This is a genomic window from Streptomyces sp. NPDC018019 (assembly GCF_044327805.1).
GTDB lineage: Bacteria > Actinomycetota > Actinomycetes > Streptomycetales > Streptomycetaceae > Streptomyces.
The window spans coordinates 326967-349261 of sequence record NZ_JBIRGD010000007.1 but is presented as its reverse complement, the minus strand read 5'-3'; the positions used below and the strand labels follow the sequence as shown (position 1 = coordinate 349261).

Sequence of the window (22295 nt, the reverse complement as noted above, 5' to 3'; positions counted from 1 at the left end):
GGGGGGCGGGGGCGGCGGGGGGGGGGGGGGGGGGGCCGCCCCCCGCCCCCCCCCCCCCGGGGGGGGGCCCCCCCCCCGGGGGGGGGGCGCCCCCCCCGGGGCCCCCCCCCCCCGCCGCCGTCGTCGTACCGCGCGCTGCCCCGGAACGGATCGTTCCCCCGGCGATCCGTCCAGGACAGCGCTTCCCCCGTGGGGCTCCGCACCCCCGTGCTCTCCCCTGTGGAGCCCCCGTACTCCCCCGTGCTCCCCCGTCACGTCCGGGCTGCCGTGCCGTTCCGCCGCCCCGTGCCGGCGGTGCCGGCCCGGCGTCCCTTCCGTGGCCCTTACTCTTCCGTCCGCGCAGGTCGCGGCCCATCCGCGTACCTACTCATCTCAGGGACTGAGTACGGATACTCAAACCTGAGCACCGACGCGCAGCGGCTGGCTACGATCTCCTGCGTGTCCGTACTCCCTTTGGTCTTCACCAGCGGCTGGGCCAGCGGCGTCAACGCCTACGCCGTCGTCCTGCTGCTCGGCGTGCTCGGGGCGACCGGCGTCGCCGACGAGGTGCCCGAGGCGTTGCAACGTCCCGACGTGCTGATCGTCGCGGGAGTGCTCTTCCTGTGCGAGGCCGTCGCCGACAAGATCCCGTACGTGGACTCGGTGTGGGACGCCGTGCACACGGTCGTCCGGCCGGTGTCCGGCGGTGTCGTGGCGGCCCTGCTCGCCGGCCACGACGGGTCGCTGCCGCAGCTGGCGGCGGGCGCGGTGGGCGGCTCCAGCGCACTGGTGAGCCACCTGGTCAAGGCGGGCACGCGGATGGCGGTGAACACCTCGCCCGAGCCGGCCAGCAACTTCGTGCTGAGCACGCTGGAGGACCTGGGGGTCGCGGGCATCATCGTCTTCGCGGTGTTCCACCCGGTGGCCGCGGCGGTCATCGCCGGGGTGCTGCTGGTCGGCGGCATCGTCCTGGTGGTGTTCCTGTGGTCCCGGGTACGGCGCTTCCTGCGGCGCAGGAAGCAGCGGCGGGAGGAACGGCGGACGGGCGGGGCCGGGGCGCCGGTGGGCTGAGCCGCGGCACGGGCCCGGCCGTCACGGCAGGCGGGGCCGGGGCCGGGTCGCGGAGCGGATTCCGGATGCCGCGCGGAAGCCCGGGGCGCCGGTCCGGGGCAGGCTGCGGCGGCGTTGTCAGTGGTGCCGGATAAAGTCGCAGGCATGGCACGGATTGCGGTGATCGGCGCCGGGATGGGCGCGATGGCGGCCGCCGCCCGGCTGGCCGTCGCGGGCCACCGGGTGGCGGTGTACGAACGCGGTACGACGTACGGCGGCGCGGTGCGCCGCTTCGAGCGCGCGGGCTTCGGCTTCGACACCGGGCCCGGGCTGCTGCACCTTCCGGCCGTCTACCGCGACCTGTTCGTCAAGACCGGCCGCGAGCCGCTGGAGAGCGTGCTCGAACTGTCCCAGGTCGATCCCGCCGCCCGCCATGTCTTCGCGGACGGCACGGCCGTCTCCCTGCCGAACGCCTCCCGGGCCGGCGTCCTGGCCGCGCTGGACGGCGCGCTGGGCGCGGGCGCGGGTGAGCGCTGGAGCGACTTCCTGGGCCGCGCCCGCGAGGCCTGGGACCGCACGCGCCGGCCGCTGCTGGAGGAGCCCCTGTGGCCCGACTGGCAGGTGCTGGGGCGCGACCCGTATCCCGCGCTGCCCAAGCGCGGCCTGTTCGGGCGGCGCCGGCCCGGGACGGACGGCACCCTCGCCGAGGTGGCCCGCCGTGAGCTGAAGGACCCCCGGCTGACCGCCCTCCTGGAGAGCTGCGCCCTGGCGTACGGCTTCGACCCGCGCACCGTCCCCGCGAGCGCCGCCGTCCTGCCGTACATGGAGCAGACTTTCGGAAGTTGGTATCCGCGCGGCGGCGTCCGGGCGCTGGCGGACGCGCTGTACGAGCGCTGCCTGGACCGGAAGGTGGAGTTCACCTTCGGCGCGGAGGTGACACGCGTCATCGAGGCGGACGGCCGGGCGGCCGGCGTCGAACTGCGGGACGGCGGCTGCGCCGAGGCGGACACGGTCGTTGCGGGCGTCGCCCCCGAGCGGCTGACGGCGCTCCTGAAGGGCGCCGAGCCGTGGGGCCCGGAGGACGTACGGCCCGTCGCGGAGGAGAGCCGCCGCACGCCGGGACGGTTCACGGTCGCGCTCGCGCTGCGCGGCCCCCGCCCGGCGGACGCGGCACACCGCACGGTGGTCCATGCCGCCGATCCCGCCGCGGAGTTGGCGGCCGTCTTCGGGGCGGGCCCGGGGACGCTGGTCGACCGCCCGACGGTGACGGTGCTGCGCCCGGACGATCCGGCGTCCCGGCCCGACGACGGCCACGAGGCCGTGACACTGAGCGCCGCGATCGCGCCGTACGGCGACCTGGCCCGGACGCCGGTCGGCGCGGAGCACCCGGACGGGGTGCGGCCGGCCGCGGAGACGGCCGCCTCGGCGGCTGCCGCCGACCGGCTGGTCGAAGCGGCCGAAGCGGCGATACCGGGCCTTGGGGAGCGGGTGCTGTGGCGGGCCGTGCTGCCGCCCGCCGAAGGCGAGTCGGTGCCGGGTCCGGCGCTGGCCGGTGCCGGGGGCCGCTTCCTGCGCCCCGCCAACCGCACCCGCATAGCCGGGCTGTACGCGGTCGGCGGCTGGACGCACCCGGGCGGCGGGCTGGCACACGCCGGGATGTCGGGCGCCCTCGTCGCGGGCCTGATCGTGAACGGGGACGACTGGCGCGGCTCCCAGTGACCGGGGCCGGGCGCGGCTCCCGGTGAGACCGGCGCGGCTTCCAGTGCCCCGGCACGCCCGTGGTGACACCGGCGCGGCTCCCGATGACCGCGGTCCGCGGTCCGCCCGAGCGCGCCCGGCCGCTCAGTAGCGGTACTGCTGTCCGTCGAAGCCCTGGTTCTGCGGAGGCGGCTGGTAGGGCGGATACGGCTGCTCGGTGGGCTCGTTGCCGCGCTGCTGGGGGACCCACACCCCGCCGGGCGGCGTCTCGCTGTACGAGGGCTGCGCCGGGTCCTGCACGCCGGTGTACTGCTGCGCCGAGTAGTCCGGCGTCCCCCCGAACGCGTCCGGCTGGTCGTACGGGTCGTACTGCGCGGCGTACTGCTGCGAGCCCAGGTACGGGTCGGAGTAGGGCGCCTGCTGGCCGGGGGTCTGCCCGTGGCCAGAGCCCTGGTTCTGGCCTTGGCCTTGATCTTGGCCTTGGCCGGCGCCGTAAGCGCTGTAATGGTCGGCGTAGCCGTCCTGCCCGCCCTGGGCGGCGGCGCCTCCGTATCCCCCGTCGTAGCCGTAGCCGTCTTGGCCGTAGTCCTGGTACCCGCCGTCGTACGCGGCGTAGTCCGGCTGCTGCGGGCGCGCGTCGGAGCTGTATATGCCGTACTGACCGGTCTCGTCGGGCAGCGGCTGCGGCGCGTAGACCTCGGTGGAGTCCGCGCCCGCGTAGCCGTCCTGGGCGCCCGTCCCGGCCGGGAAGCCGTCGTGCGGGGCGAAGGGGTCCGTGCCGTCGTACGCGGCCGTGCCGACCGGGGCCGGAGCTCCGTCCGCTCCCCCGGTGGCCGCTCCCCCGACGGCCGCGCCCTCCATGGCCGGGACCGCCTCCAGGCCGGAGACCTGGAGCGTCGGACCGGCGTTCGCGGCCCGGTTGCCGCCCCGGGCCCGGCGCCGCCGGCTGTCGCCGCGCCTGCCGCTGTCACCGCGCTTGCCGCGCAGCGCCCAGCCTTCGGAGAAGCCGCTGCGGAAAGAGAGCGTGACGTAGGTCTGACCGACGGCGAAGGCGATGGCGCCCACCGCTATGACGATCACCGACGGGATGACGACGCCGACGACCACACCGAGGAAGCCGGTGAAGGCCAGCAGCCGCCACCGCAGCCGGGCCTTGTACTGGAGCAGCACTTCACCGAGGAGCCAGAGCGCAACGCAGGCAAATGCGATGTACAGGACCACCCAGCCCATATAGGCCCCTCTTCCGCCGCTCCACAGCCGCCGTGGTGCGGCAAACCGCCGTCAGGACTGCTGGTGCAGCCCCAGATTCTCGTAGATTTCCAGCGTCGCCGTGGAGTGGTTCAGGGTAATGAAGTGCAACCCGGGACTTCCCTCGGCCATCAGGCGCGCGCACAGCTCCGTCGCGTACTCGATGCCAATGGAGCGTACAGCCGCCGGATCGTCCTTGACGGCGAGGATGCGCTCGGCCAGCTCGGGCGGGAAGGCCGCGTTGCTGAGCTGCGCGAACCGTTCGATCTGGCGGACGTTGGTGACCGGCATGATCTCCGGGATGACGGGCGTCTCGCAACCCGCCGCCGCGACCCGGTCGCGCAGTCGCAGGTAGTCCTCGGCGTAGAAGAACATCTGGGTGATGGCGAAGTCCGCGCCGGCCCGGCACTTGTCGACGAAGTGCCGTACGTCGGTGTCCCAGTCCGTCGAGCGCGGGTGCATCTCCGGGAAGGCGGCCACACCGACGCAGAAGTCGCCCGACTCCTTGATGAGCCGGACCAGTTCGGCGGCGTACCGCACGCCTTCGGGGTGCGGGACCCAGTCGCCCATCGGGTCGCCGGGCGGGTCGCCGCGCAGCGCGAGCATGTTGCGGATGCCCGCGCCGGCGTACTGCCCGATGATGTTGCGCAGCTCGGCCAGGGAGTGGTTGACGGCGGTCAGGTGGGCGACCGGGGTGAGGGTGGTGTCGGTGGCGATCCGCTCGGTGGCGCGCACCGTGCCTTCGCGGGAGGTGCCGCCCGCGCCGTAGGTCACCGAGACGAAGGTCGGGGAGACGGCTTCGATGCGGCGAATGGCGTTCCACAACGTCCGCTCGCCCTTCTCCGTCTTCGGGGCGGCGAATTCGAACGAATACGACTGCTTGCCGGAAGCGAGCAGGTCGCGCACGGTCCGCGCGCGATCAGTCCTGGTGGAAGCTGTGCCAAGGGCCATACGTGCAGATTATCCACCGGTGCCGTACGCACCAACCGGCTCCGACGAAATGCCCGGATAGCCGCATTCCGGTCCACACCCTGGACACCGGCCGGTCATCTCACGTCCAGGCGGGGCGCCCCGGAGCGCCTTCCGCCCCCCGCGGCCCGCTCACTCCGTGTACGCGCGCACCCGCTTCGCCAGGTCGGCGGCGGCTGCGCCCGGGTCCTCGGCCTCGGTGATCGCCCGTACGACGACGACCCGGCGGGCGCCCGCCGCCAGCACCTCGTCCAGATTGCCCGCGTCGATGCCGCCGATCGCGAACCAGGGGCGATCGGGCCGCCGCGCGGCGGCGTACCGGACCAGGCCGAGGCCGGGGGCGGGGCGGCCGGGCTTGGTGGGGGTGGGCCAGCACGGCCCGGTGCAGAAGTAGTCCACGCCGGGCTCGGCCAGCGCGGCGTCCACCTCGGCCTCGGCGTGGGTGGACCGGCCGATCAGCACCTCGTCGCCGAGGACGGCGCGGGCGGCGGGCACCGGCAGGTCGCCCTGGCCCAGGTGCAGCACGTCCGAGCCGATGGCGTGCGCGACGTCGGCGCGGTCGTTGACCGCCAGCAGCTTGCCGTGTCGGCGGCAGGCGTCCGCGAAGACCTCCAGGTGGGTCAGTTCCTCGGCGGCCTCCATGCCCTTGTCGCGCAGCTGCACGATGTCCACACCGGAAGTGAGCACCGCGTCCAGGAACTGCGGGAGGTCGCCCTGGCGCTTGCGGGCGTCCGTGCACAGGTAGAGCCGGGCGTCGGACAGGGCGTGGCGTGCGGTGGTCATCGGGCGGGTCCCCCCAGGTCTGCGGCGTACGGGCCGGGCCTTCCGGCCCGTACGCCAGTGGTGCGAAGACGGTCGCGGCCCGCGGGTGCGGGCGCGACGGCGGTACGGCTGCGGGCGCGCTCGCGCACGGACGCCCGCAGCGGGCCGACCTAGACGGCGAGCGCCTGGGCCCGGCGCTTCACCTCCGTACCGCGGTTCTCACGCAGGGCCTGGGCGGGGGTGCCGGGCAGGGTCTCGTCGGCGGTGAAGAGCCACTCCAGCATCTCCTCGTCGGCGAAGCCGTCGTCCCGCAGGAGCGTGAGCGTCCCGACGAGTCCCTTGACGACCTTGCCGTCCTTGATGAAGTCGGCCGGTACGTGAAGGGCACGGTTCTCGCCACGGCGCACCGCGATCAGCTGGCCCTCCTTCACCAGCTGCCGCACACGCGTCACCTCGACGCCGATCTCTTCGGCGATGTCGGGGAGGGTGAGCCAGGCGGGAACGAGTCCATCGATCTTTGCGTCAATCTCGGTCACGGGACAAGCCTGCCACCTCCCACTGACAGCCGGTAGCGGGGCATCGCCATCGGGGCAGGCCCGCACCCGTACGAGCCGCCCGCACGAGCCGCCCGCACGAGCCGCCCCGGCCCGCCGCGCGCGGGCCGGGAACCAGGCTCAGACCACCGCCGACTTCAGCGGTACGGACGCGTCCGCGGCCAGCCGCCGGTCCATCGCCGCGCCCCGCTCGATGAGCTTGCGCCCCTGGGCCAGGTCGCGCGGCCGGCCGACCGCCAGCAGCGCGACCAGCACGCCGTCGCGCAGCCAGATCACCGACCAGGCGGCGCTCGCCGGGTCGCCGCGCCAGACCGTCTCGTCGGCGCCGGCGTGGTGCCCGGCGTACTGCACGAACCGGCCGAACTGCTCGGACCAGAAGTACGGGACCGGGTCGTAGACCGGCCCCTCCGCCGCGCCGCGGACGATGGTGGCGGCGACCGTGCGCGGCCCCTGGAGGGCGTTGTCCCAGTGGTGGACGAGCAGGCGGCTGCCGTAGCGGGCGGACGGGAAGGAGACGCAGTCGCCGACCGCGTACACGTCGGGCACCGAGGTGCGCAGCCGCTCGTCGGCCAGCACCGAGCGGTCCCCGGACGACAGCTCGACGCCGGAGCCGGCGAGCCAGGCAGTCGCGGGCCGGGCGCCGATGCCGACCACGACCGCGTCGGCGGCGAGCGTGGCGCCGTCGGCCAGCGTCACCGTGCCCTCGGTGAGGGCGGCGACCCGGGCGTTGGTGCGCAGCCGGGCGCCGCTGTCCTCGTACCAGGCCGTCATGGGGGCGGCGACCTCGGCGGGCAGCGCGCCGGCCAGCGGCCGGTCGGCGGCCTCGACGACGGTCACCCCGCAGCCCGCCTCGCGCGCCGCGGTGGTGAACTCCGCGCCGATCCAGCCCGCGCCGACCACCACGACCTCGCGCTGCCCGGCCAGTACGGGCCGCAGCCGCTCGGCGTCGTCGAGGGTGCGCAGCACATGGACGTCCGGCAGTCCGTCGCAGCCGGGCAGGGTGACCGGTTCGGCACCGGTCGCGATCACCAGGTGGTCGTACGGGACCGGTCCGGCCTCGGTCTCGACCACTCGGGAGGCGGCCGCGAGCCCGGTGGCGCGCCGCCCCAGGAGCAGGTCGATGCCGAGCGCCGCGAAGTCCACGTCGAAGGTGGAGCCGTCGGCCTTGCCGAGCAGCACGGCCTTGGAGAGCGGCGGGCGGTCGTACGGCCGGTGCGGCTCGTCGCCGAGCACTGTGATCCCGCCGCGCCAGCCCTGTTCGCGCAGGGCGACGGCGGTCTGCACACCGGCCAGGCCGGCGCCGACGATGACGACGCGCCGGGCGCGTTCGGCGGCGCGCTCGGCGGGTTCGCGGTCCTGGCCCGCGCGGTCCGGGCCCTGGGGCTGGGTCTGCTCGCTCACCCGATCACTGTAGGACGGCGTGTCGCGCGATCAGGAGCACCGTGCAACGAGATCTATGACACAACGTCACGGCCGGTCACCCTCAGGAACTCGCGCGACGGGCCGCGCCCCGGCCCCGGCGCTCCCTTACGGTGCGTCGGACGCCCGTACTAGGGTTGCGGGGAACGCACTCGCGGGAGCCCGGACGCACCGGGCTGAGAGGGAGGCTGCTGCGGCCTCCGACCGTACGAACCTGATCCGGGTCATGCCGGCGAAGGGAGGGGCTGGACGCCCATGCATCCACCTGCACAGACATCGGTACGGAGCTCGGAACCGACGTCCCCGCGGCCATCTGCGGAGGCGGCGGGAACACCCGTCCCCGGCGGGTCCCCCGACGTCCTGGTCATCGGCGGCGGCATCATCGGCCTGGTGACCGCCTGGCGGGCGGCCCAGCGCGGGCTGCGCACCACCGTCGCGGACCCGGCGCCCGGCGGCGGTGCCGCCCAGGTCGCGGCCGGCATGCTGGCCGCGGTCACCGAACTCCACTACGGCGAACAGACGCTCCTCGGCCTCAACCTCGCCTCCGCCCGCCGCTACCCGGACTTCGCGGCCGAGCTGGCCGAGGCGAGCGGCCGGGACCTCGGCTACCGGCAGTGCGGCACGCTGGCCGTCGCGCTGGACGCCGACGACCGTGCCCACCTGCGCGAGCTGCACGCCCTCCAGCGCCGCAGCGGCCTGGACTCCGAGTGGCTGACCGGGCGCGAGTGCCGGCGCCTGGAGCCGCTGCTCGCGCCGGGCGTACGCGGCGGGCTCCGGGTGGACGGGGACCACCAGGTCGATCCGCGCCGGCTGGCCGCCGCGCTGCTCGCCGCCTGCGAGCGGGCCGGGGTCGTCTTCCACCGCGCCGCCGCCGGGCGGCTGACCGTCGGGCGGGGCCGCGCCACCGGCGCCGAACTGGCCGACGGGAGCCGGATCGAGGCCGGGCAGGTCGTGCTCGCCGCGGGCAGCTGCAGCGGGCGGCTGGCGGGCGTCCCGGAGGAGGTGCTGCCGCCGGTCCGCCCGGTCAAGGGCCAGGTGCTGCGGCTGCGCATGCCGGACGGGCTGCCCGGGGGCGTACCGTTCCTGTCCCGCACCGTACGGGCCGTGGTGCGCGGCGGCCCGCTCTACCTCGTACCGCGCGAGGACGGTGAGCTGGTCGTCGGCGCCACCAGCGAGGAGCTGGGCTGGGACACCACGGTGACCGCGGGCGGCGTGTACGAGCTGCTGCGGGACGCCCACGAGCTGGTGCCCGGCATCACCGAGCTGCCGCTGGTCGAGACCCGCGCCGGGCTGCGCCCCGGCTCGCCCGACAACGCGCCGCTGCTCGGCCCGACCGCGCTGCCCGGCCTCCTGGTGGCCACCGGCCACCACCGCAACGGGGTGCTGCTGACGCCCGTCACCGGCGACGCGATGGCGGCGGTGCTGACCGGCGGCCCGCTCCCGGAGGAGGCCCGGCCGTTCGCCCCGGACCGCTTCGCACCGCGGCCGTCCGGCCCCGTCCCGTCCGGTGCCCGGCCGGGCACCGCGCCCGCCCCCGCCCTCCAGGAGCAGCCCGCATGACCGTCCGCACGCCCATCACCGTCTCCGTGAACGGCGAGCCCCGGGAGATCCCCGGCGGGCTCACCCTGGACCGGCTCGTCGCCGGTCTCACCACGGCCCCCAGCGGCGTGGCCGCCGCCGTCAACGAGGCCGTGGTGCCGCGCGGCCAGTGGCCCGCCACCGCGCTCGGCGACGGCGACCGCGTCGAGGTCCTCACCGCAGTCCAGGGAGGCTGACCCCGCCATGGCCGACGATCTGCTCACCATCGCCGACACCGCCTTCGGCTCCCGTCTGATCATGGGCACCGGCGGGGCACCCAGCCTCGACGTCCTGGAACGGGCGCTGCTCGCCTCCGGTACGGAGCTGACGACGGTGGCCATGCGCCGCCTGGACCCGGCCGTGCAGGGTTCGGTGCTGTCCGTACTGGAGCGGAACGGCATCCGCGCGCTGCCGAACACCGCGGGCTGCTTCACCGCGGGCGAGGCCGTCCTCACCGCCCGGCTGGCCCGTGAGGCGCTGGGCACCGACTGGGTCAAGCTGGAGGTGGTCGCCGACGAGCGCACACTGCTGCCGGACCCGGTCGAGCTGCTGGACGCCGCCGAGACCCTGGTGGACGACGGCTTCACAGTGCTGCCGTACACCAACGACGACCCGGTGCTGGCCCGCAAGCTGGAGGACGTGGGCTGCGCCGCGATCATGCCGCTGGGCTCCCCCATCGGCTCCGGGCTGGGCATCCGCAACCCGCACAACTTCCAGCTGATCACCGAGCGGGCCGGGGTCCCGGTGATCCTGGACGCGGGCGCGGGCACCGCCTCGGACGCGGCGCTCGCCATGGAGCTGGGCTGCGCCGCGGTGATGCTGGCGTCCGCGGTGACCCGCGCGCAGGAGCCCGTGCTGATGGCGGAGGCAATGCGGCACGCGGTCGAGGGCGGCCGGCTGGCGTACCGGGCGGGACGGATACCGCGCCGCCACCACGCGGAGGCCTCCTCGCCCACCGGGGGCGTGGCCGCGCTGGACCCGGAGCGGCCCGCCTTCTGAGGCGGCGCGCCGGGCGGCGGCCCCGTACGGCCGCCGCCCGCGCCTCGCGAAAGGGACATCCGGTACCGTCCCTGTCACCGTTCGGCTGCAGAAAGCCGCTGGTCGTGGGCGGGGCTTCGGCGGTCACAGCAGCGGCTCGTAGACTCCACAGCCGTGGATACGACCCTTCAGGACCCCCTCGTCGGGCAGCTGCTCGACGGCCGCTACCAGGTGCAGGCGCGCATCGCCGCCGGCGGCATGGCCACGGTCTACCGGGCCTTGGACACCCGGCTGGACCGGGTGCTCGCCCTGAAGGTGATGCACCCGTCGCTGGCGGCCGACGCGGCGTTCGTCGACCGCTTCATCCGCGAGGCGAAGTCCGCCGCCCGGCTCGACCACCCCAATGTGGTCGGCGTCTACGACCAGGGCACGGACGGTGCGTACGTCTACCTGGCCATGGAGTATGTGGCGGGCTGCACGCTGCGCGACGTGCTGCGGCGGCGCGGTGCCCTCCAGCCGCGCGCCGCCCTCGACATCCTGGAGCCGATGCTGGCCGCGCTGGGCGCCGCGCACCGGGCCGGGCTGGTGCACCGCGACGTGAAGCCGGAGAACGTGCTGATCGGTGACGACGGCCGGGTCAAGGTCGCCGACTTCGGCCTCGTACGGACCGTGGGCACGCACACCACCGCCTCGACCGGCTCGGTCCTGGGGACCGTCTCCTACCTGGCGCCCGAGCAGATCGAGGAGGGCAGCGCCGGCCCGCCCGCGGACGTCTACGCGTGCGGCGTGGTGCTGTTCGAGATGCTGACCGGCGGCAAGCCGCACACCGGGGGCAACGCGGCCCAGGTCCTCTACCGGCACCTGCACGAGGACGTGCCGCCTCCGTCCACGTACGCGCCGGAGCTGGCGCCGCAGCTGGACGACCTGACCGCCGCGGCCACCGCGCGCCGCCCCGAACTGCGCCCGCAGGACGCGGTGACGCTGCTCGCGCAGGCCCGCACGGTCCGCGCCGAGCTGTCCGACGCGCAGTTGGACGCGGTGCCGCCACGGGCCGAGGAAGCGCCGGAGGGCGGCTCCGGGGCCGGTTCCGAGGACCGTACGAGTGTGCTGCCGCGGGCCGTGGCCGTCCAGCCGCCACTGCCGCTGGAAGAGCCGCTGAACCGCACCAGCCGGCTGGAGACGCCGCCGGCGGAGCCCGCGTCGACGGCCGAGCGGACCACCCGGCTGCGCCCGGCGGCCCCGGCGCCGCGGTCCGGACCGTGGGCGGGGCTGCTGCGGGCCCGGCGCAGGACGGTGTCGGTGGTGGCGGCCGTGCTGCTCGTCCTGGTGGTGGGCGCGGGCGTCTGGTACATCAACTCCGGACAGTTCACCACCGTTCCGGCCGTACTGGACATGACGCAGGCGAAGGCCGAGCAGACGCTGCGCGCCGAGGGCCTGGACGTGAAGGTCGAGCACGACTTCAGCCCGAACGTGGCGCGCGGCCACGTCATGGCCACGGACCCGGAGAACGGCAAGCGCGTCCGCGGTACGGGCACGGTCACCATCACCCTGTCCAAGGGCCCGGAGATCGTCCAGGTGCCCGACCTGGCGGGCACCCCGGTCGCCGACGCCAAGCGCAAGCTGCGCGACCTGGGCCTGACGGTGGGCACGGTGCGCAAGGAGTTCTCCGACGAGGTCGCCAAGGGCTCGGTGGTCCGCACCGACCCGGCGGCGGGCAGCAAGCGCCGCCCGGACACCGCCGTCGCGCTCACCGTCAGCCGCGGCGCCGCGGTCGACGTGCCGGACGTGACCGGCCGGGACCGGGCGGACGCCGAGGCCACGCTGCGCGGCGCGGGCTTCGACGTGAAGATCGCGGACGCGCCGGTGCACTCCCCGCAGGACAAGGGCAAGGTCGCCCGGCAGTCGCCCGGGCAGGGCAGCAGGCAGGGCAAGGGCGACACGGTCACCCTCACGCTCTCCGCGGGCCCCGAGATGGTCACCGTCCCGGACGTGACGGGCAAGAGCACCGACGAGGCCAAGCGGGCGCTGACCGGCGCGGGCTTCGAGGTCGAGGTCAAGAAGCCGTTCCTGTTCCCCCGGGACACGGTCGAGAGCCAGTCGGTCGCGGGCGGCGAACAGGCGGCCAAGGGCAGCAGGATCACCATCCGGCTGGAGAGCGCGCTGTGAGCACCGGCGCGGGCGCGGGCGCGCGGTGAGCCGCCGCGCCGGGCGCCCGTCGTCGGCACCGCGCCCACTGTGAGCAAGGACGCCCGCCCGCACGCCGGGCGGGCGCCGCGCACCTGGCACCCTTGACGGGTGAGCATCTCCCCCTCCCCGCAGCACGCCCGCGAACGCAATCCGGTCGGCGGCCACGTCCCGGTGGCCGGCGGCCTGGCCAAGGTCGGCATCCCGTACGCCCGGGACATCGGCGGCGAGGCCCTCCAGGTCTTCGTCGCCAACCCGCGCGGCTGGGCCACGCCGGCCGGTGTCCCGCAGCAGGACGAGGCGTTCCGGGAGGCGTGCGAGCGGGCGGCGCTCCCGGCGTACGTGCACGCCCCCTACCTGATCAACTTCGGCTCGCACAACGGTGAGACCGTCGAGAAGTCCGTGGTCTCGCTGCGCCATTCACTGCTGCGCGGCCGGGCGATCGGCGCGCGGGGCGTGGTGGTGCACACCGGTTCGGCGACCGGCGGGCGGCCCCGGGCGGAGGCGCTGGCGCAGGTGCGCGAGCGGGTGCGGCCGCTGCTGGAGGAGCTGACGCACGACGACGATCCGTGGCTGCTGCTGGAGCCGACGGCGGGCCAGGGAGCGTCGCTGTGCGCGCTGGCCGAGGACCTGGGCCCGTACTTCGACGCGCTGGACCGGCACCCGAAGCTGGGCGTCTGCCTGGACACCTGCCACGCCTTCGCGGCCGGGCACGACATGGCGGCGCCCGGCGGGATGAAGGCGCTGCTGGACGAGCTGGTCGACGTGGTGGGCGAAGGACGGCTGAAACTGATCCACGCCAACGACTCCAAGGACGTCGTCGGCGCCCACAAGGACCGCCACGAGAACATCGGCGCCGGGCACATCGGCGCCGGCCCGTTCGGCGAGCTGTTCCGGCACCCGGCCACGGTGGGCGTGCCGCTGGTGATCGAGACGCCGGGCGGCAAGGAGGGGCACGCGGCGGACGTGGCGCGCCTGAAGGAGCTGCGGCACCCGGCCTGAGCCGCGGCCGTGCGCCGGGGCCGCCCTCCGGCGGCCCGCCGCGCGCTACAGCTCCGGACCGTCGCCCGGTTCCTCCTGGTACGAGTACCGCTGCTCGCGCCACGGGTCACCGAGGTTGTGGTAGCCGCGCTCCTCCCAGAAGCCGCGGCGGTCCGCCGTCATGTACTCGATGCCGCGCACCCATTTGGGCCCTTTCCAGGCGTACAGGTGCGGGACGATCAGGCGGACCGGGAAGCCGTGCTCGGCGGTGAGCGGTTCGCCGGAGCGGTGGGTCGCGAACAGGCATTTCGCATCGGCGAAATCGGCCAGTTTCAGGTTCGAACTGAATCCGTATTCGGCCCACACCATCACATGGGTGACGTCCGGGGCGGGCGGCGCGAGATCGAGGACGGTACGGGTGGACACGCCGCCCCATTCGGCGCCGAGCATGCTGAACTTCGTCACGCAATGCATGTCGGCCACGACGGTCGTATAGGGCAGCGCCGAGAATTCCTCGTGCGTCCAGCAGTGTTTGCCGCCGTCCGCGGTGGCGCCGAAAGCCCGGAACTCCCAGCGTTCGGGCCGGAATTTCGGCACCGGGCCGTAATGCGTGACCGGCCATCCCCGTTGCAGTCGCTGCCCCGGAGGCAGCTGAGGATGCTCCGCTTCGCGGCTTTCGGGCTGACCCATGCCTCCCATGGTGTCAGACCCTCGGGGGTGCCGGTGACCAGGGCGGCAGCGATTCGGGCAACTCGTACTAAGCGTGCACTTACTGGACGCCCAGCTCACGACGGTGCAAGGATGCGCGGCACCTGCCAGTACTCGCGTGGAAGGAGCCCGCTGCCATGCAGGGCGACCCCGAGGTCATCGAATTCCTCAACGAGCAGCTGACCGCCGAGCTGACCGCCATCAACCAGTACTTCCTGCACGCGAAGATGCAGGAGAACTTCGGCTGGACGAAGCTGGCCAAGTACACCCGGCACGAGTCGTTCGACGAGATGAAGCACGCGGAGATCCTCACGGACCGCATCCTGTTCCTGGACGGGCTGCCCAATTACCAGCGGCTCTTCCACGTCCGGGTGGGGCAGACAGTCACCGAGATGTTCCAGGCGGACCGGCAGATCGAGGTCGAGGCGATCGACCGGCTCAAGCGGGGCGTCGAGCTGATGCGGACCAAGGGGGACATCACCTCGGCCAACATCTTCGAGAGCATCCTGGCCGACGAGGAGCACCACATCGACTATCTGGACACACAGCTGGAGCTCATCGAGAAGCTCGGTGAGCCGCTCTACATCGCCCAGATCATCGAGCAGCCGGACAGCTGAACCGGTCCGGCAAACCGTTCCTGCACAGCGTTCCCGCGCCGCACCGGCCGGGCCGGCGTCAGGCCGCTTCGGGAAGGACTTCGGGCAGGGCTTCCGGCGCCGCGTCGGGGGTCGTCGCGTCCGGGACACTGCCGGGCGCCGTGCCGTAGGCGCCGCGCGCCCCGGCGGCCGGCAGCCCGGACACCTCGGCGCCGAGCGGCTCGGGCGCGCCCTGGTCGATCAGTTCGCGCCGGGGGCACGCCCCCCGGCCGAGCAGCGCCTGGATGCGGCGTACACAGCCGCCGCAGTCGGTGCCGGCCTTGCAGGCGGAGGCGATCTGGCGCGGGGTGCAGGCGCCGGAATCCGCGTGCTCACGGACCTGCTGCTCCGTGATGCCGAAGCACGAGCAGACGTACACGCGGGTCACCTCCGTCGACCTGTTCCGCAGTGAGGTTACCCTTACCTTACCCGGGACGAAAGACCGGGAACAACGGCGATGGGGCGCGAATCCTGTGATCCGCGCCCCATCGGGTGTCCGTACGGCCCGGCCGGGCCCCTCGGCTACTGGTCCCGGTACATCTCCGCCACCAGGAACGCCAGGTCCAGCGACTGGCTGCGGTTGAGCCGCGGGTCGCAGGCGGTCTCGTAGCGCTGGTGCAGGTCGTCGACGAAGATCTCGTCGCCCCCGCCCACGCACTCGGTGACGTCGTCGCCGGTCAGCTCCACGTGGATGCCGCCCGGGTGCGTACCGAGGCCCTTGTGCACCTCGAAGAAGCCCTTGACCTCGTCCAGCACGTCGTCGAAGCGCCGGGTCTTGTGACCGGAGGCGGCCTCGAAGGTGTTGCCGTGCATCGGGTCGCAGATCCAGGCGACCTGGGCGCCGGTGGCGGTGACCTTCTCGACCAGCTCGGGCAGCTTGTCGCGGATCTTGTCCGCGCCCATCCGGGTGATGAAGGTCAGCCGGCCCGGCTCGCGCTCCGGGTCGAGGCGCTCGATGAGCGTCAGCGCGTCCTCGGCGGTCGTCGTCGGGCCCAGCTTGACGCCGATCGGGTTGCGGATGCGGGAGGCGAACTCGATGTGCGCGCCGCCCAGTTGACGGGTGCGCTCGCCGATCCAGACCATGTGCCCGGAGACGTCGTAGAGCTTGCCGGTGCGGGAGTCCGTGCGGGTCAGCGCGGACTCGTAGTCCAGCACGAGCGCCTCGTGGGAGGAGTAGAACTCCACCGTCTTGAACTCCTCCGGGTCCACCCCGCAGGCGTTCATGAAGTTCAGCGCCCGGTCGATCTCGCGCGCCAGCGCCTCGTAACGCTGCCCGGACGGGGAGGACTTCACGAAGTCCTGGTTCCAGGCGTGCACCTGGCGCAGGTCCGCGTAGCCGCCGGTGGTGAAGGCGCGCACCAGGTTCAGCGTCGCGGCGGAGGCGTGGTACATCCGCTTCAGGCGCTGCGGGTCCGGGATGCGGGCCTCGGCGGTGAACTCGAAGCCGTTGACGGAATCGCCGCGGTAGGTCGGCAGCGTCACGCCGTCGCGGGTCTCGGTCGGCTTGGAGCGCGGCTTGCTGTACTGGCCGGCGATCCGGCCGACCTTGACGACCGGGACCGACCCGGCGTAGGTGAGGACCGCGCCCATCTGGAGCAGGGTCTTGAGCTTGTTGCGGATGTGCTCGGCCGAGACGGCGTCGAACGCCTCCGCGCAGTCGCCGCCCTGGAGCAGGAACGCCTCACCGCGGGCGACCGCCCCCAGGCGCTCGCGCAGCTGGTCGCACTCGCCGGCGAAGACGAGCGGCGGATAGGACTCCAGCTCGGCGATCACATCGCGCAGAGCCTCTTGGTCCGGCCATTCAGGCTGCTGCGCCGCGGGCAGGTCTCGCCAGGTGTTGCCACCGGCGTGGATTTCAGCGTTCACGGTCACGCGTCAACTTTACGGGGTCCGGACGGGGGTCCATCTCGCCGACCGGGATGTGAGACGAAGGTCCCACTCCGGTGGTGCGCGGGGCGCGGGGGCGCGGGGCCGGTCGTGCGCCCGCGCCCGGGCGCCCGGGGCCGGTGTCCGGGCTCCGGCCGGGGACACCGGCCCTCAGTCCGGTTCGGAGTCCTCGGGGGCGCCCCGGGCGATGGCGGCCAGTTCGGCCAGCGCGTATGCCAGCTCGTCGGCGGCGGGAGCCGCCAGGGCGACACGGACGGCACCCGGGGCGGGCGCGGCGCCGTGCGTGCCCTCCGGGGCGACGGCGAACGCGGCGGCCGGGGTGACGGCGATGCCGCGCCGGGCGGCGGCTGCGAGGAAGGTCTCGGCACGCCACGGTACGGGCAGTTCCCACCAGGCGAAGTAGGCGGCCGGATCGGCATGGACACGGAAACCGGCCAGGTGCTCGCGGACCAGGGCCTGCCGGGCGGCGGCGTCCCGGCGCTTGGCCTCGACGATCGTGCCGACCGCGCCGTCGCGCAGCCAGCGGACCGTGGCGTTCAGGGCGAAGGCCCCGGCCGTCCAGCCGCCGGAGCGCAGGGCGGCGGCGACCCGTTCGGCGTGCGCGGGCGGCGCCAGGAGCAGGCCGACGGTCAGGCCCGGCGACAGGCGCTTGGAGAGGCTGTCGACCAGCAGCGTGCGCTCGGGGGCGAGGGCGGCCAGCGGCGGGAGACCGGCCTGCCGGGCGTCGTCCAGGAGGAAGGACCAGACGGTGTCCTCCACGGCCCACAGGTCCAGTGCGCGCAGCGTCTCGGCCAGCTCGCCCCGCCGCTCGGCGGGCATGGTCACGCCGAGCGGGTTGTGCAGCGTCGGCTGGAGGTAGACGGCGTGCAGCGGAGCGCTGCGGTGGGCGTTCCGCACGGCGTCGGGCAGCAGGCCGTACGCATCACCGGCGAGCGGTACGAGGGTGACGCCCAGGCGGGCGGCGACCGACTTGACCAGCGGATACGTGAGCGTTTCGACGCCGAGGCGCCCGCCGGGCGGCACCAGCGCGGCGAGCGCGCCGGCGATGGCCTGGCGGCCGTTGCCCGCGAACAGCAGACCGGCCGGGTCGGGCCGGAAGTCCGCGCGGGCCAGGAGGGCGGCGCAGGCTTCGCGGGCGGCCGGGGAGCCGGTGGCGGGGGCCACCGTCAGGGCCGCGCCCAGCACGTCGGGGCGCAGCAGCGGCGCCAGCCCCTGGGCGAGCAGGGCGGCCTGCTCGGGGACCTCGGGGTAGTTGAGTTCGAGGTTGACGCGGGGGCGGCGGGCGGGGTCGGCGGGCTCGGCCAGCGCGGGTCCGGGGTGGTGCTGCGCGGCGCGGACGTACGTGCCACGGCCGACCTCGCCGACGGTCAGGCCGCGGCGGGCCAGCTCGCGGTAGACGCGGGCGGCGGTGGAGTTGGCGATGCCGTGGGCGCGGGCGAAGGCGCGCTGGGTGGCGAGCCGGTCGCCGGGGCGCAGCCGCCCGGCGGCGATGTCGGCCGCGACGGCGTCGGCGATGCGCTGGTAGTCCTCCATGGGCCCTCCACGGGCGTAGCACCATTGCGACATTGCACCGAGAGCAATGTTTTTATTGCACCGAGATGATGCGCCCCATAGCATCGGGCCGTCAACAGGCCAGTGGCCAATTTCTGGTGAACAGGGGCGAGTTGTGCTGTACGAAGCTGCCGTCAACGGCATCACTCTCAGATACGAGGACACCGGCAAGGCGGCCGGAGAAACGATCCTTCTCGTCCACGGGCACCCCTTCGACCACACGATGTGGGCCCCGCAGACCGCCGCCCTGGCCGCCGCCGGCCACCGCGTCCTCGTCCCCGACCTGCGCGGTTACGGCGCCTCCCAGGTCGTACCGGGCCTCACCCGCCTGGAGACCTTCGCGGCCGACCTCGCCGCGCTGCTGGACCACCTCGGGGTGACGGAGCGGATCGTCCTCGGCGGTCTGTCGATGGGCGGCCAGATCGTCATGGAGTGCGCCCGCCGCTTCCCCGGCCGGCTGCGCGCCCTGGTCCTCGCGGACACCTTCGCCCGCGCCGAGACCCCCGAAGGCCACCGGGCGCGCAACGCCATGGCCGACCGGCTGCTCCGCGAGGGCCTGCGCGACTACACCGAGGAGGTCCTCGACAAGATGGTCGCGCCGCGCACCATCGCCGCCCGGCCCGCGGTGGCGGAGCACGTACGCCGCATGATGCTCGGCACGCCGCCCGAGGGCGCGGCGGCGGCGCTCCGGGGCCGCGCCGAACGCCCCGACTACACCGACACGTTGTCCCGCCTCGCCGTCCCCGCCCTGGTGGCCGTCGGCCGCGACGACACCTACACACCGGTCGCCGACGCCGAATTCCTGCACGCCCGCATCCCGGACGCGCGGCTCGCCGTCGTCGAGGACGCCGCCCACCTGCCCAATCTGGAACAGCCGCACGCCTTCAACGCCGCGCTGACCGCCTTTCTCTCGGCGCTCCCCCAGCCCGTCGGGTAGGGTTCCCCCCATGTACGCGCAACCGGCAACCATGACCTGGTGGTGGACCGCTCATCCGGCGGCCCACTGATCGCGCGTATCCACCGACATCGCGAAGGCCGCCCGAGGGGCGGCCTTCCGTGTTGTGCGGGCCGTTCCTCCCCTCCTGGAAGGAACCGCCGACATGCCTCGCTCCACCCACGACGTCCTGCGGCGCCTGCTGTCCCCCGGCTGCCCGCCGTTCGCCCTGCTGCGCCGCCGTACACCCGGCCGGCCCGCCGATGACACCGTCGAGGTGCTGGTCGGTGAGGTGACGGAAGTGCCGCGGCTGGCCGGCATCCCGCTCGGGGAAGGCGTGCCGGACGGCGGCACGGCGACCACCGACGCGCTGGCGCTCGTGCCCTTCCGGCAGATCCGCGAGCGCGGGTTCGACGTCCGCGACGACGGCACGCCGCTGGCGGTGCTGCTCCCGCGCGAGACGTACGAACTGCCGCTCGACGAGGTCCTGGCCCAGCTGCCCGCGCACGAGGTACGGGTCGAGAACGGCGCCTTCGACGTCTCCGACGACGCCTATGCCGAGATCGTCGAACGGGTCCTGGAGGACGAGATCGGCACCGGGGAGGGCGCCAACTTCGTCATCCGGCGCACCTTCGAGGGCGACATCCCGGGCTTCGGCGCGGCCGACGCGCTGGCCCTGTTCCGGCGGCTGCTGGCCGGGGAGCGCGGCGCGTACTGGACGTACGTCGTGCACCGGCCGGGCGGGCGGACGCTGGTCGGCGCCAGCCCGGAGGTGCATGTGCGGATGTCCGGCGGGACGGTCGTGATGAACCCGATCAGCGGCACCTACCGCTATCCGGCCGAGGGCCCGAGCCCGGAGCACCTGCTGGCGTTCCTCGGCGACCGCAAGGAGGTGGAGGAGCTGTCCATGGTCGTGGACGAGGAGCTGAAGATGATGTGCACCGTCGGCGACAAGGGCGGTGTGGTGATCGGGCCGCGGCTCAAGGAGATGGCGCACCTCGCCCACACGGAGTACGAGCTGCGCGGGCGCTCCACGCTCGACGTGCGGGAGGTGCTCAAGGAGACGATGTTCGCGGCGACCGTCGTCGGCTCGCCGGTGCAGAACGCCTGCCGGGTGATCGAGCGCCACGAGGCGGACGGCCGCGGCTACTACGCCGGGGCACTGGCGCTGATCGGCCGGGACGCGGGCGGCGCGCAGACGCTGGACTCGCCGATCCTGATCCGTACGGCGGACATCGACGCCGGCGGCGGGCTGCGGGTCGCGGTCGGCGCCACGCTCGTCCGGGCCTCCGACCCGCGCGCCGAGGTCGCCGAGACGCACGCCAAGGCCGCCGGGGTGCTGACCGCGCTCGGCGTGCGCCCGGCGCCGGACCGCGGGGCGGACGCGGCCCGGCGGCCCCGGCTGGCCGACGATCCCCGGGTGCGCGCCGCCCTCGACGCCCGCCGCACGGACCTCGCGCCCTTCTGGCTGCGGATGCAGAGCAGCGCGCCGACCGCCGCGCTGTCCGGCCACGCGCTGGTGATCGACGCGGAGGACACCTTTACCGCGATGCTGGCGCACCTGCTGCGCACCTCCGGACTGGACGTGACCGTACGCCGGTACGACGAGCCGGGGCTGCGCGAGGCGGCGGCGGTCCACGAGGGACCGGTGGTGCTGGGCCCCGGCCCCGGCAACCCGTCCGACGCGGCCGACCCGAAGATGCGCCTGCTGCGCGCGCTGGCGGCGGAGCTGGTCCGCGACCACCGGCACGGCCTGCTGGGGGTCTGCCTCGGCCACGAGCTGATCGCCGCCGAGCTGGGCCTGGAGATCGTGCGCAAGGAGGTGCCGTTCCAGGGCGCTCAGGAGCGCATCGACTTCTTCGGCCGCCCGGAAACCGTCGGGTTCTACAACACCTTCACGGCCCGCTGTGACGAGCCGACGGTGGCCGAACTGGCGATGCACCGGGTCGAGTTGAGCCGGGACGCGGCGACCGGCGAGGTGCACGCGCTGCGCGGCCCCGGCTTCGCGGGCGTGCAGTTCCACCCGGAGTCCGTGCTGACCCTGGACGGGGCCGGGATCACCGCACGACTGCTGGCCGCTGTCCTGGTGTGACGAGGGTGTTCTCGTTGGTGCGGCCGGCCAGGTAGTCCCCGACGTTGCGTGCGGTGGCGTCGATGATCTGGCCGACCGCGTCCTCGGTGAAGTACGCCTGGTGCGAGGTGACCAGCACGTTCCCGAAGGTCATCAGGCGGGCGAGGGTGTCGTCGTGGATGACCTCCAGGGACTTGTCGAAGAAGAAGAGCCCGGCTTCCTCCTCGTAGACGTCCAGGCCGACACCGGAGAGCCGACCGGCCTTCAGGGTCTCCACGAGCGCCGCGGTGTCCACCAGGCCGCCGCGGCTGGAGTTCACCAGGACCGCGTCGTCCTTCATGGCGGCCAGCGCGGCGGCGTCGATGAGGTGGCGGGTGGACTCCATCAGCGGCACGTGCAGGCTGATCAGGTCCGCCTCGGCGAACAGCCGGTCCAGGCCCACGTACTCCATGCCCAGCGCGGCGCAGCGGGGGTTCTCCGCGACGTCCCAGCCCAGCAGGCGCATCCCGAAGCCGTGGGCGATGCGGGTGAACGCCTCGCCGATCTTGCCGGTGCCGAGCACGCCGACGGTGCGGCCGTGCAGGTCCCGGCCGAGCAGCCCGTCCAGCCGGAAGTCGAAGTTGCGGGTCCGGTTGGCTGCCCGGACGATCCGGCGGTTGACCGCCATGGCCAGGCCCCAGGCGAACTCCGCGACCGAGTACGGCGAGTAGGAGGAGACCCGGCCGACGGTCACGCCGAGGTCGGCCGCGGCCTCCAGGTCGATGTTGTTGTAGCCGGTGGAGCGCTGGGCGATCATCTTCGTGCCGCCCGCGGCCAGCTCCTGGAGCACCTCGGCGCGCAGATCGGCGTTGACGCTGACGCTGACGACCTCATAGCCCGCGGCGATCGGGGCGGTGTCGCGGTTGAGGAAGACGTCGAGGCAGCGGACCTGGTGGCGGCCGGCGAAGGCCTTCACCAGCAGGGGCCGCTCGTCCGCCTGTACGCCGAATGCGATGATCTCCACGGTGTCTCCCGACGTTGCCGGTCACTCGGTCCGGTCACCGGCACGCCCTTCCCACTTTTCGGGCATATGCGGCGACACGGCCGAATATACGGCGCCGGGCGCGGTC

Annotated in this window: 20 protein-coding genes and 1 riboswitch; of the genes, 10 read left to right on the top strand and 10 right to left on the bottom strand. The window is 74.0% G+C overall.

Annotated elements, in window-relative coordinates; genetic code table 11:
* The first annotated feature begins 438 nt into the window (after positions 1 to 438).
* On the top strand, positions 439 to 1050 hold the full coding sequence (locus ACH4FX_RS15415; RefSeq protein WP_398478983.1) for a DUF4126 domain-containing protein: 612 nt from the start codon (positions 439 to 441) through the stop codon (positions 1048 to 1050).
* Positions 1051 to 1194: 144 nt separating this feature from the next.
* Positions 1195 to 2748 (top strand): phytoene desaturase family protein, encoded by a 1554-nt coding sequence (locus ACH4FX_RS15410; RefSeq protein ID WP_398478981.1) that lies wholly within the window; start codon positions 1195 to 1197, stop codon positions 2746 to 2748.
* 123 nt (positions 2749 to 2871) lie between these two features.
* On the opposite strand, the gene ACH4FX_RS15405 is transcribed toward ACH4FX_RS15410, so the two are convergent.
* The 5 genes from ACH4FX_RS15405 to ACH4FX_RS15385 all read right to left on the bottom strand — a co-directional run bounded on the left by ACH4FX_RS15405 (position 2872) and on the right by ACH4FX_RS15385 (position 7661).
* Positions 2872 to 3957: a hypothetical protein gene (locus tag ACH4FX_RS15405; RefSeq protein ID WP_398478979.1), complete on the bottom strand. Its 1086-nt coding sequence runs from the start codon at positions 3955 to 3957 to the stop codon at positions 2872 to 2874.
* A gap of 51 nt (positions 3958 to 4008) precedes the next feature.
* A complete protein-coding gene (gene metF, locus ACH4FX_RS15400; RefSeq protein ID WP_398478977.1) occupies positions 4009 to 4926 on the bottom strand; it encodes a methylenetetrahydrofolate reductase [NAD(P)H] in 918 nt (305 codons plus the stop codon).
* Between the two features lie 150 nt (positions 4927 to 5076).
* The gene (thiE, locus tag ACH4FX_RS15395) at positions 5077 to 5727 is read right to left on the bottom strand and encodes a thiamine phosphate synthase (RefSeq protein ID WP_398478975.1); all 651 of its coding nucleotides are present in this window, start codon (positions 5725 to 5727) and stop codon (positions 5077 to 5079) included.
* 149 nt (positions 5728 to 5876) lie between these two features.
* Entirely contained in the window at positions 5877 to 6242 is a 366-nt protein-coding gene (locus tag ACH4FX_RS15390; protein ID WP_398478973.1) for an Rv2175c family DNA-binding protein, read from the bottom strand.
* 138 nt (positions 6243 to 6380) lie between these two features.
* Positions 6381 to 7661 (bottom strand): NAD(P)/FAD-dependent oxidoreductase, encoded by a 1281-nt coding sequence (locus ACH4FX_RS15385; RefSeq protein ID WP_398478971.1) that lies wholly within the window; start codon positions 7659 to 7661, stop codon positions 6381 to 6383.
* A 162-nt stretch (positions 7662 to 7823) separates the two neighbouring features.
* Positions 7824 to 7937: riboswitch (TPP riboswitch) on the top strand.
* Here ACH4FX_RS15385 and thiO point away from each other — a divergent pair.
* The 5 genes from thiO to ACH4FX_RS15360 all read left to right on the top strand — a co-directional run bounded on the left by thiO (position 7935) and on the right by ACH4FX_RS15360 (position 13421).
* Positions 7935 to 9239, top strand: coding sequence for a glycine oxidase ThiO (gene thiO / locus ACH4FX_RS15380; protein WP_398478970.1), 1305 nt, complete (start codon positions 7935 to 7937; stop codon positions 9237 to 9239). It overlaps the preceding riboswitch by 3 nt.
* On the top strand, positions 9236 to 9454 hold the full coding sequence (thiS, locus tag ACH4FX_RS15375) for a sulfur carrier protein ThiS (protein ID WP_398478968.1): 219 nt from the start codon (positions 9236 to 9238) through the stop codon (positions 9452 to 9454). The genes thiO and thiS overlap by 4 nt, the downstream gene beginning before the upstream one ends.
* A 7-nt stretch (positions 9455 to 9461) precedes the next feature.
* Positions 9462 to 10256: a thiazole synthase gene (locus tag ACH4FX_RS15370; RefSeq protein WP_398478966.1), complete on the top strand. Its 795-nt coding sequence runs from the start codon at positions 9462 to 9464 to the stop codon at positions 10254 to 10256.
* Between the two features lie 153 nt (positions 10257 to 10409).
* Positions 10410 to 12401, top strand: coding sequence for a Stk1 family PASTA domain-containing Ser/Thr kinase (gene pknB, locus ACH4FX_RS15365; RefSeq protein WP_398478964.1), 1992 nt, complete (start codon positions 10410 to 10412; stop codon positions 12399 to 12401).
* A gap of 129 nt (positions 12402 to 12530) precedes the next feature.
* Positions 12531 to 13421: a deoxyribonuclease IV gene (locus ACH4FX_RS15360; RefSeq protein WP_398478962.1), complete on the top strand. Its 891-nt coding sequence runs from the start codon at positions 12531 to 12533 to the stop codon at positions 13419 to 13421.
* A gap of 45 nt (positions 13422 to 13466) precedes the next feature.
* On the opposite strand, the gene ACH4FX_RS15355 is transcribed toward ACH4FX_RS15360, so the two are convergent.
* On the bottom strand, positions 13467 to 14099 hold the full coding sequence (locus ACH4FX_RS15355) for a sulfite oxidase-like oxidoreductase (RefSeq protein ID WP_398478961.1): 633 nt from the start codon (positions 14097 to 14099) through the stop codon (positions 13467 to 13469).
* Positions 14100 to 14245: 146 nt separating this feature from the next.
* Here ACH4FX_RS15355 and bfr point away from each other — a divergent pair, with 146 nt between their 5' ends.
* Complete coding sequence (gene bfr, locus ACH4FX_RS15350) at positions 14246 to 14725, top strand: bacterioferritin (protein WP_398478959.1); 480 nt, start codon at positions 14246 to 14248, stop codon at positions 14723 to 14725.
* A 58-nt stretch (positions 14726 to 14783) separates the two neighbouring features.
* Here the strand turns inward: bfr and ACH4FX_RS15345 are convergent, their stop codons facing one another.
* The 3 genes from ACH4FX_RS15345 to ACH4FX_RS15335 all read right to left on the bottom strand — a co-directional run bounded on the left by ACH4FX_RS15345 (position 14784) and on the right by ACH4FX_RS15335 (position 18163).
* Positions 14784 to 15122, bottom strand: a complete 339-nt coding sequence (locus ACH4FX_RS15345) for a bacterioferritin-associated ferredoxin (RefSeq protein ID WP_398479020.1) — start codon at positions 15120 to 15122, stop codon at positions 14784 to 14786.
* 143 nt (positions 15123 to 15265) lie between these two features.
* Positions 15266 to 16615, bottom strand: coding sequence for a class II 3-deoxy-7-phosphoheptulonate synthase (locus ACH4FX_RS15340; protein ID WP_398478957.1), 1350 nt, complete (start codon positions 16613 to 16615; stop codon positions 15266 to 15268).
* A 165-nt stretch (positions 16616 to 16780) separates the two neighbouring features.
* Positions 16781 to 18163, bottom strand: a complete 1383-nt coding sequence (locus tag ACH4FX_RS15335) for a PLP-dependent aminotransferase family protein (RefSeq protein WP_398478955.1) — start codon at positions 18161 to 18163, stop codon at positions 16781 to 16783.
* A 133-nt stretch (positions 18164 to 18296) separates the two neighbouring features.
* Between ACH4FX_RS15335 and ACH4FX_RS15330 the strand changes: the two genes are divergently transcribed.
* Complete coding sequence (locus ACH4FX_RS15330; RefSeq protein ID WP_398478953.1) at positions 18297 to 19118, top strand: alpha/beta fold hydrolase; 822 nt, start codon at positions 18297 to 18299, stop codon at positions 19116 to 19118.
* A gap of 163 nt (positions 19119 to 19281) precedes the next feature.
* Positions 19282 to 21207 carry an anthranilate synthase family protein gene (locus tag ACH4FX_RS15325; protein ID WP_398478951.1) on the top strand — a complete coding sequence of 642 codons (1926 nt, stop codon included), beginning with the start codon at positions 19282 to 19284 and terminating at the stop codon, positions 21205 to 21207.
* Here ACH4FX_RS15325 and ACH4FX_RS15320 read toward each other — a convergent pair.
* Positions 21173 to 22189 (bottom strand): 2-hydroxyacid dehydrogenase, encoded by a 1017-nt coding sequence (locus ACH4FX_RS15320; RefSeq protein WP_398478949.1) that lies wholly within the window; start codon positions 22187 to 22189, stop codon positions 21173 to 21175. The two genes, ACH4FX_RS15325 and ACH4FX_RS15320, sit on opposite strands and share 35 nt — an antisense overlap.
* Positions 22190 to 22295 lie beyond the last annotated feature (106 nt).

Excerpts from the sequence above, each read along its gene's own strand:
- ACH4FX_RS15410 (WP_398478981.1), top strand. The coding sequence starts at position 1,195 with ATGGCACGGATTGCGGTGATCGGCGCCGGGATGGGCGCGATGGCGGCC.
- ACH4FX_RS15405 (WP_398478979.1), bottom strand. The coding sequence starts at position 3,957 with ATGGGCTGGGTGGTCCTGTACATCGCATTTGCCTGCGTTGCGCTCTGG.
- metF (WP_398478977.1), bottom strand. The coding sequence starts at position 4,926 with ATGGCCCTTGGCACAGCTTCCACCAGGACTGATCGCGCGCGGACCGTG.
- thiE (WP_398478975.1), bottom strand. The coding sequence starts at position 5,727 with ATGACCACCGCACGCCACGCCCTGTCCGACGCCCGGCTCTACCTGTGC.
- thiO (WP_398478970.1), top strand. The coding sequence starts at position 7,935 with ATGCATCCACCTGCACAGACATCGGTACGGAGCTCGGAACCGACGTCC.
- thiS (WP_398478968.1), top strand. The coding sequence starts at position 9,236 with ATGACCGTCCGCACGCCCATCACCGTCTCCGTGAACGGCGAGCCCCGG.
- ACH4FX_RS15370 (WP_398478966.1), top strand. The coding sequence starts at position 9,462 with ATGGCCGACGATCTGCTCACCATCGCCGACACCGCCTTCGGCTCCCGT.
- ACH4FX_RS15355 (WP_398478961.1), bottom strand. The coding sequence starts at position 14,099 with ATGGGAGGCATGGGTCAGCCCGAAAGCCGCGAAGCGGAGCATCCTCAG.
- bfr (WP_398478959.1), top strand. The coding sequence starts at position 14,246 with ATGCAGGGCGACCCCGAGGTCATCGAATTCCTCAACGAGCAGCTGACC.
- ACH4FX_RS15335 (WP_398478955.1), bottom strand. The coding sequence starts at position 18,163 with ATGGAGGACTACCAGCGCATCGCCGACGCCGTCGCGGCCGACATCGCC.
- ACH4FX_RS15325 (WP_398478951.1), top strand. The coding sequence starts at position 19,282 with ATGCCTCGCTCCACCCACGACGTCCTGCGGCGCCTGCTGTCCCCCGGC.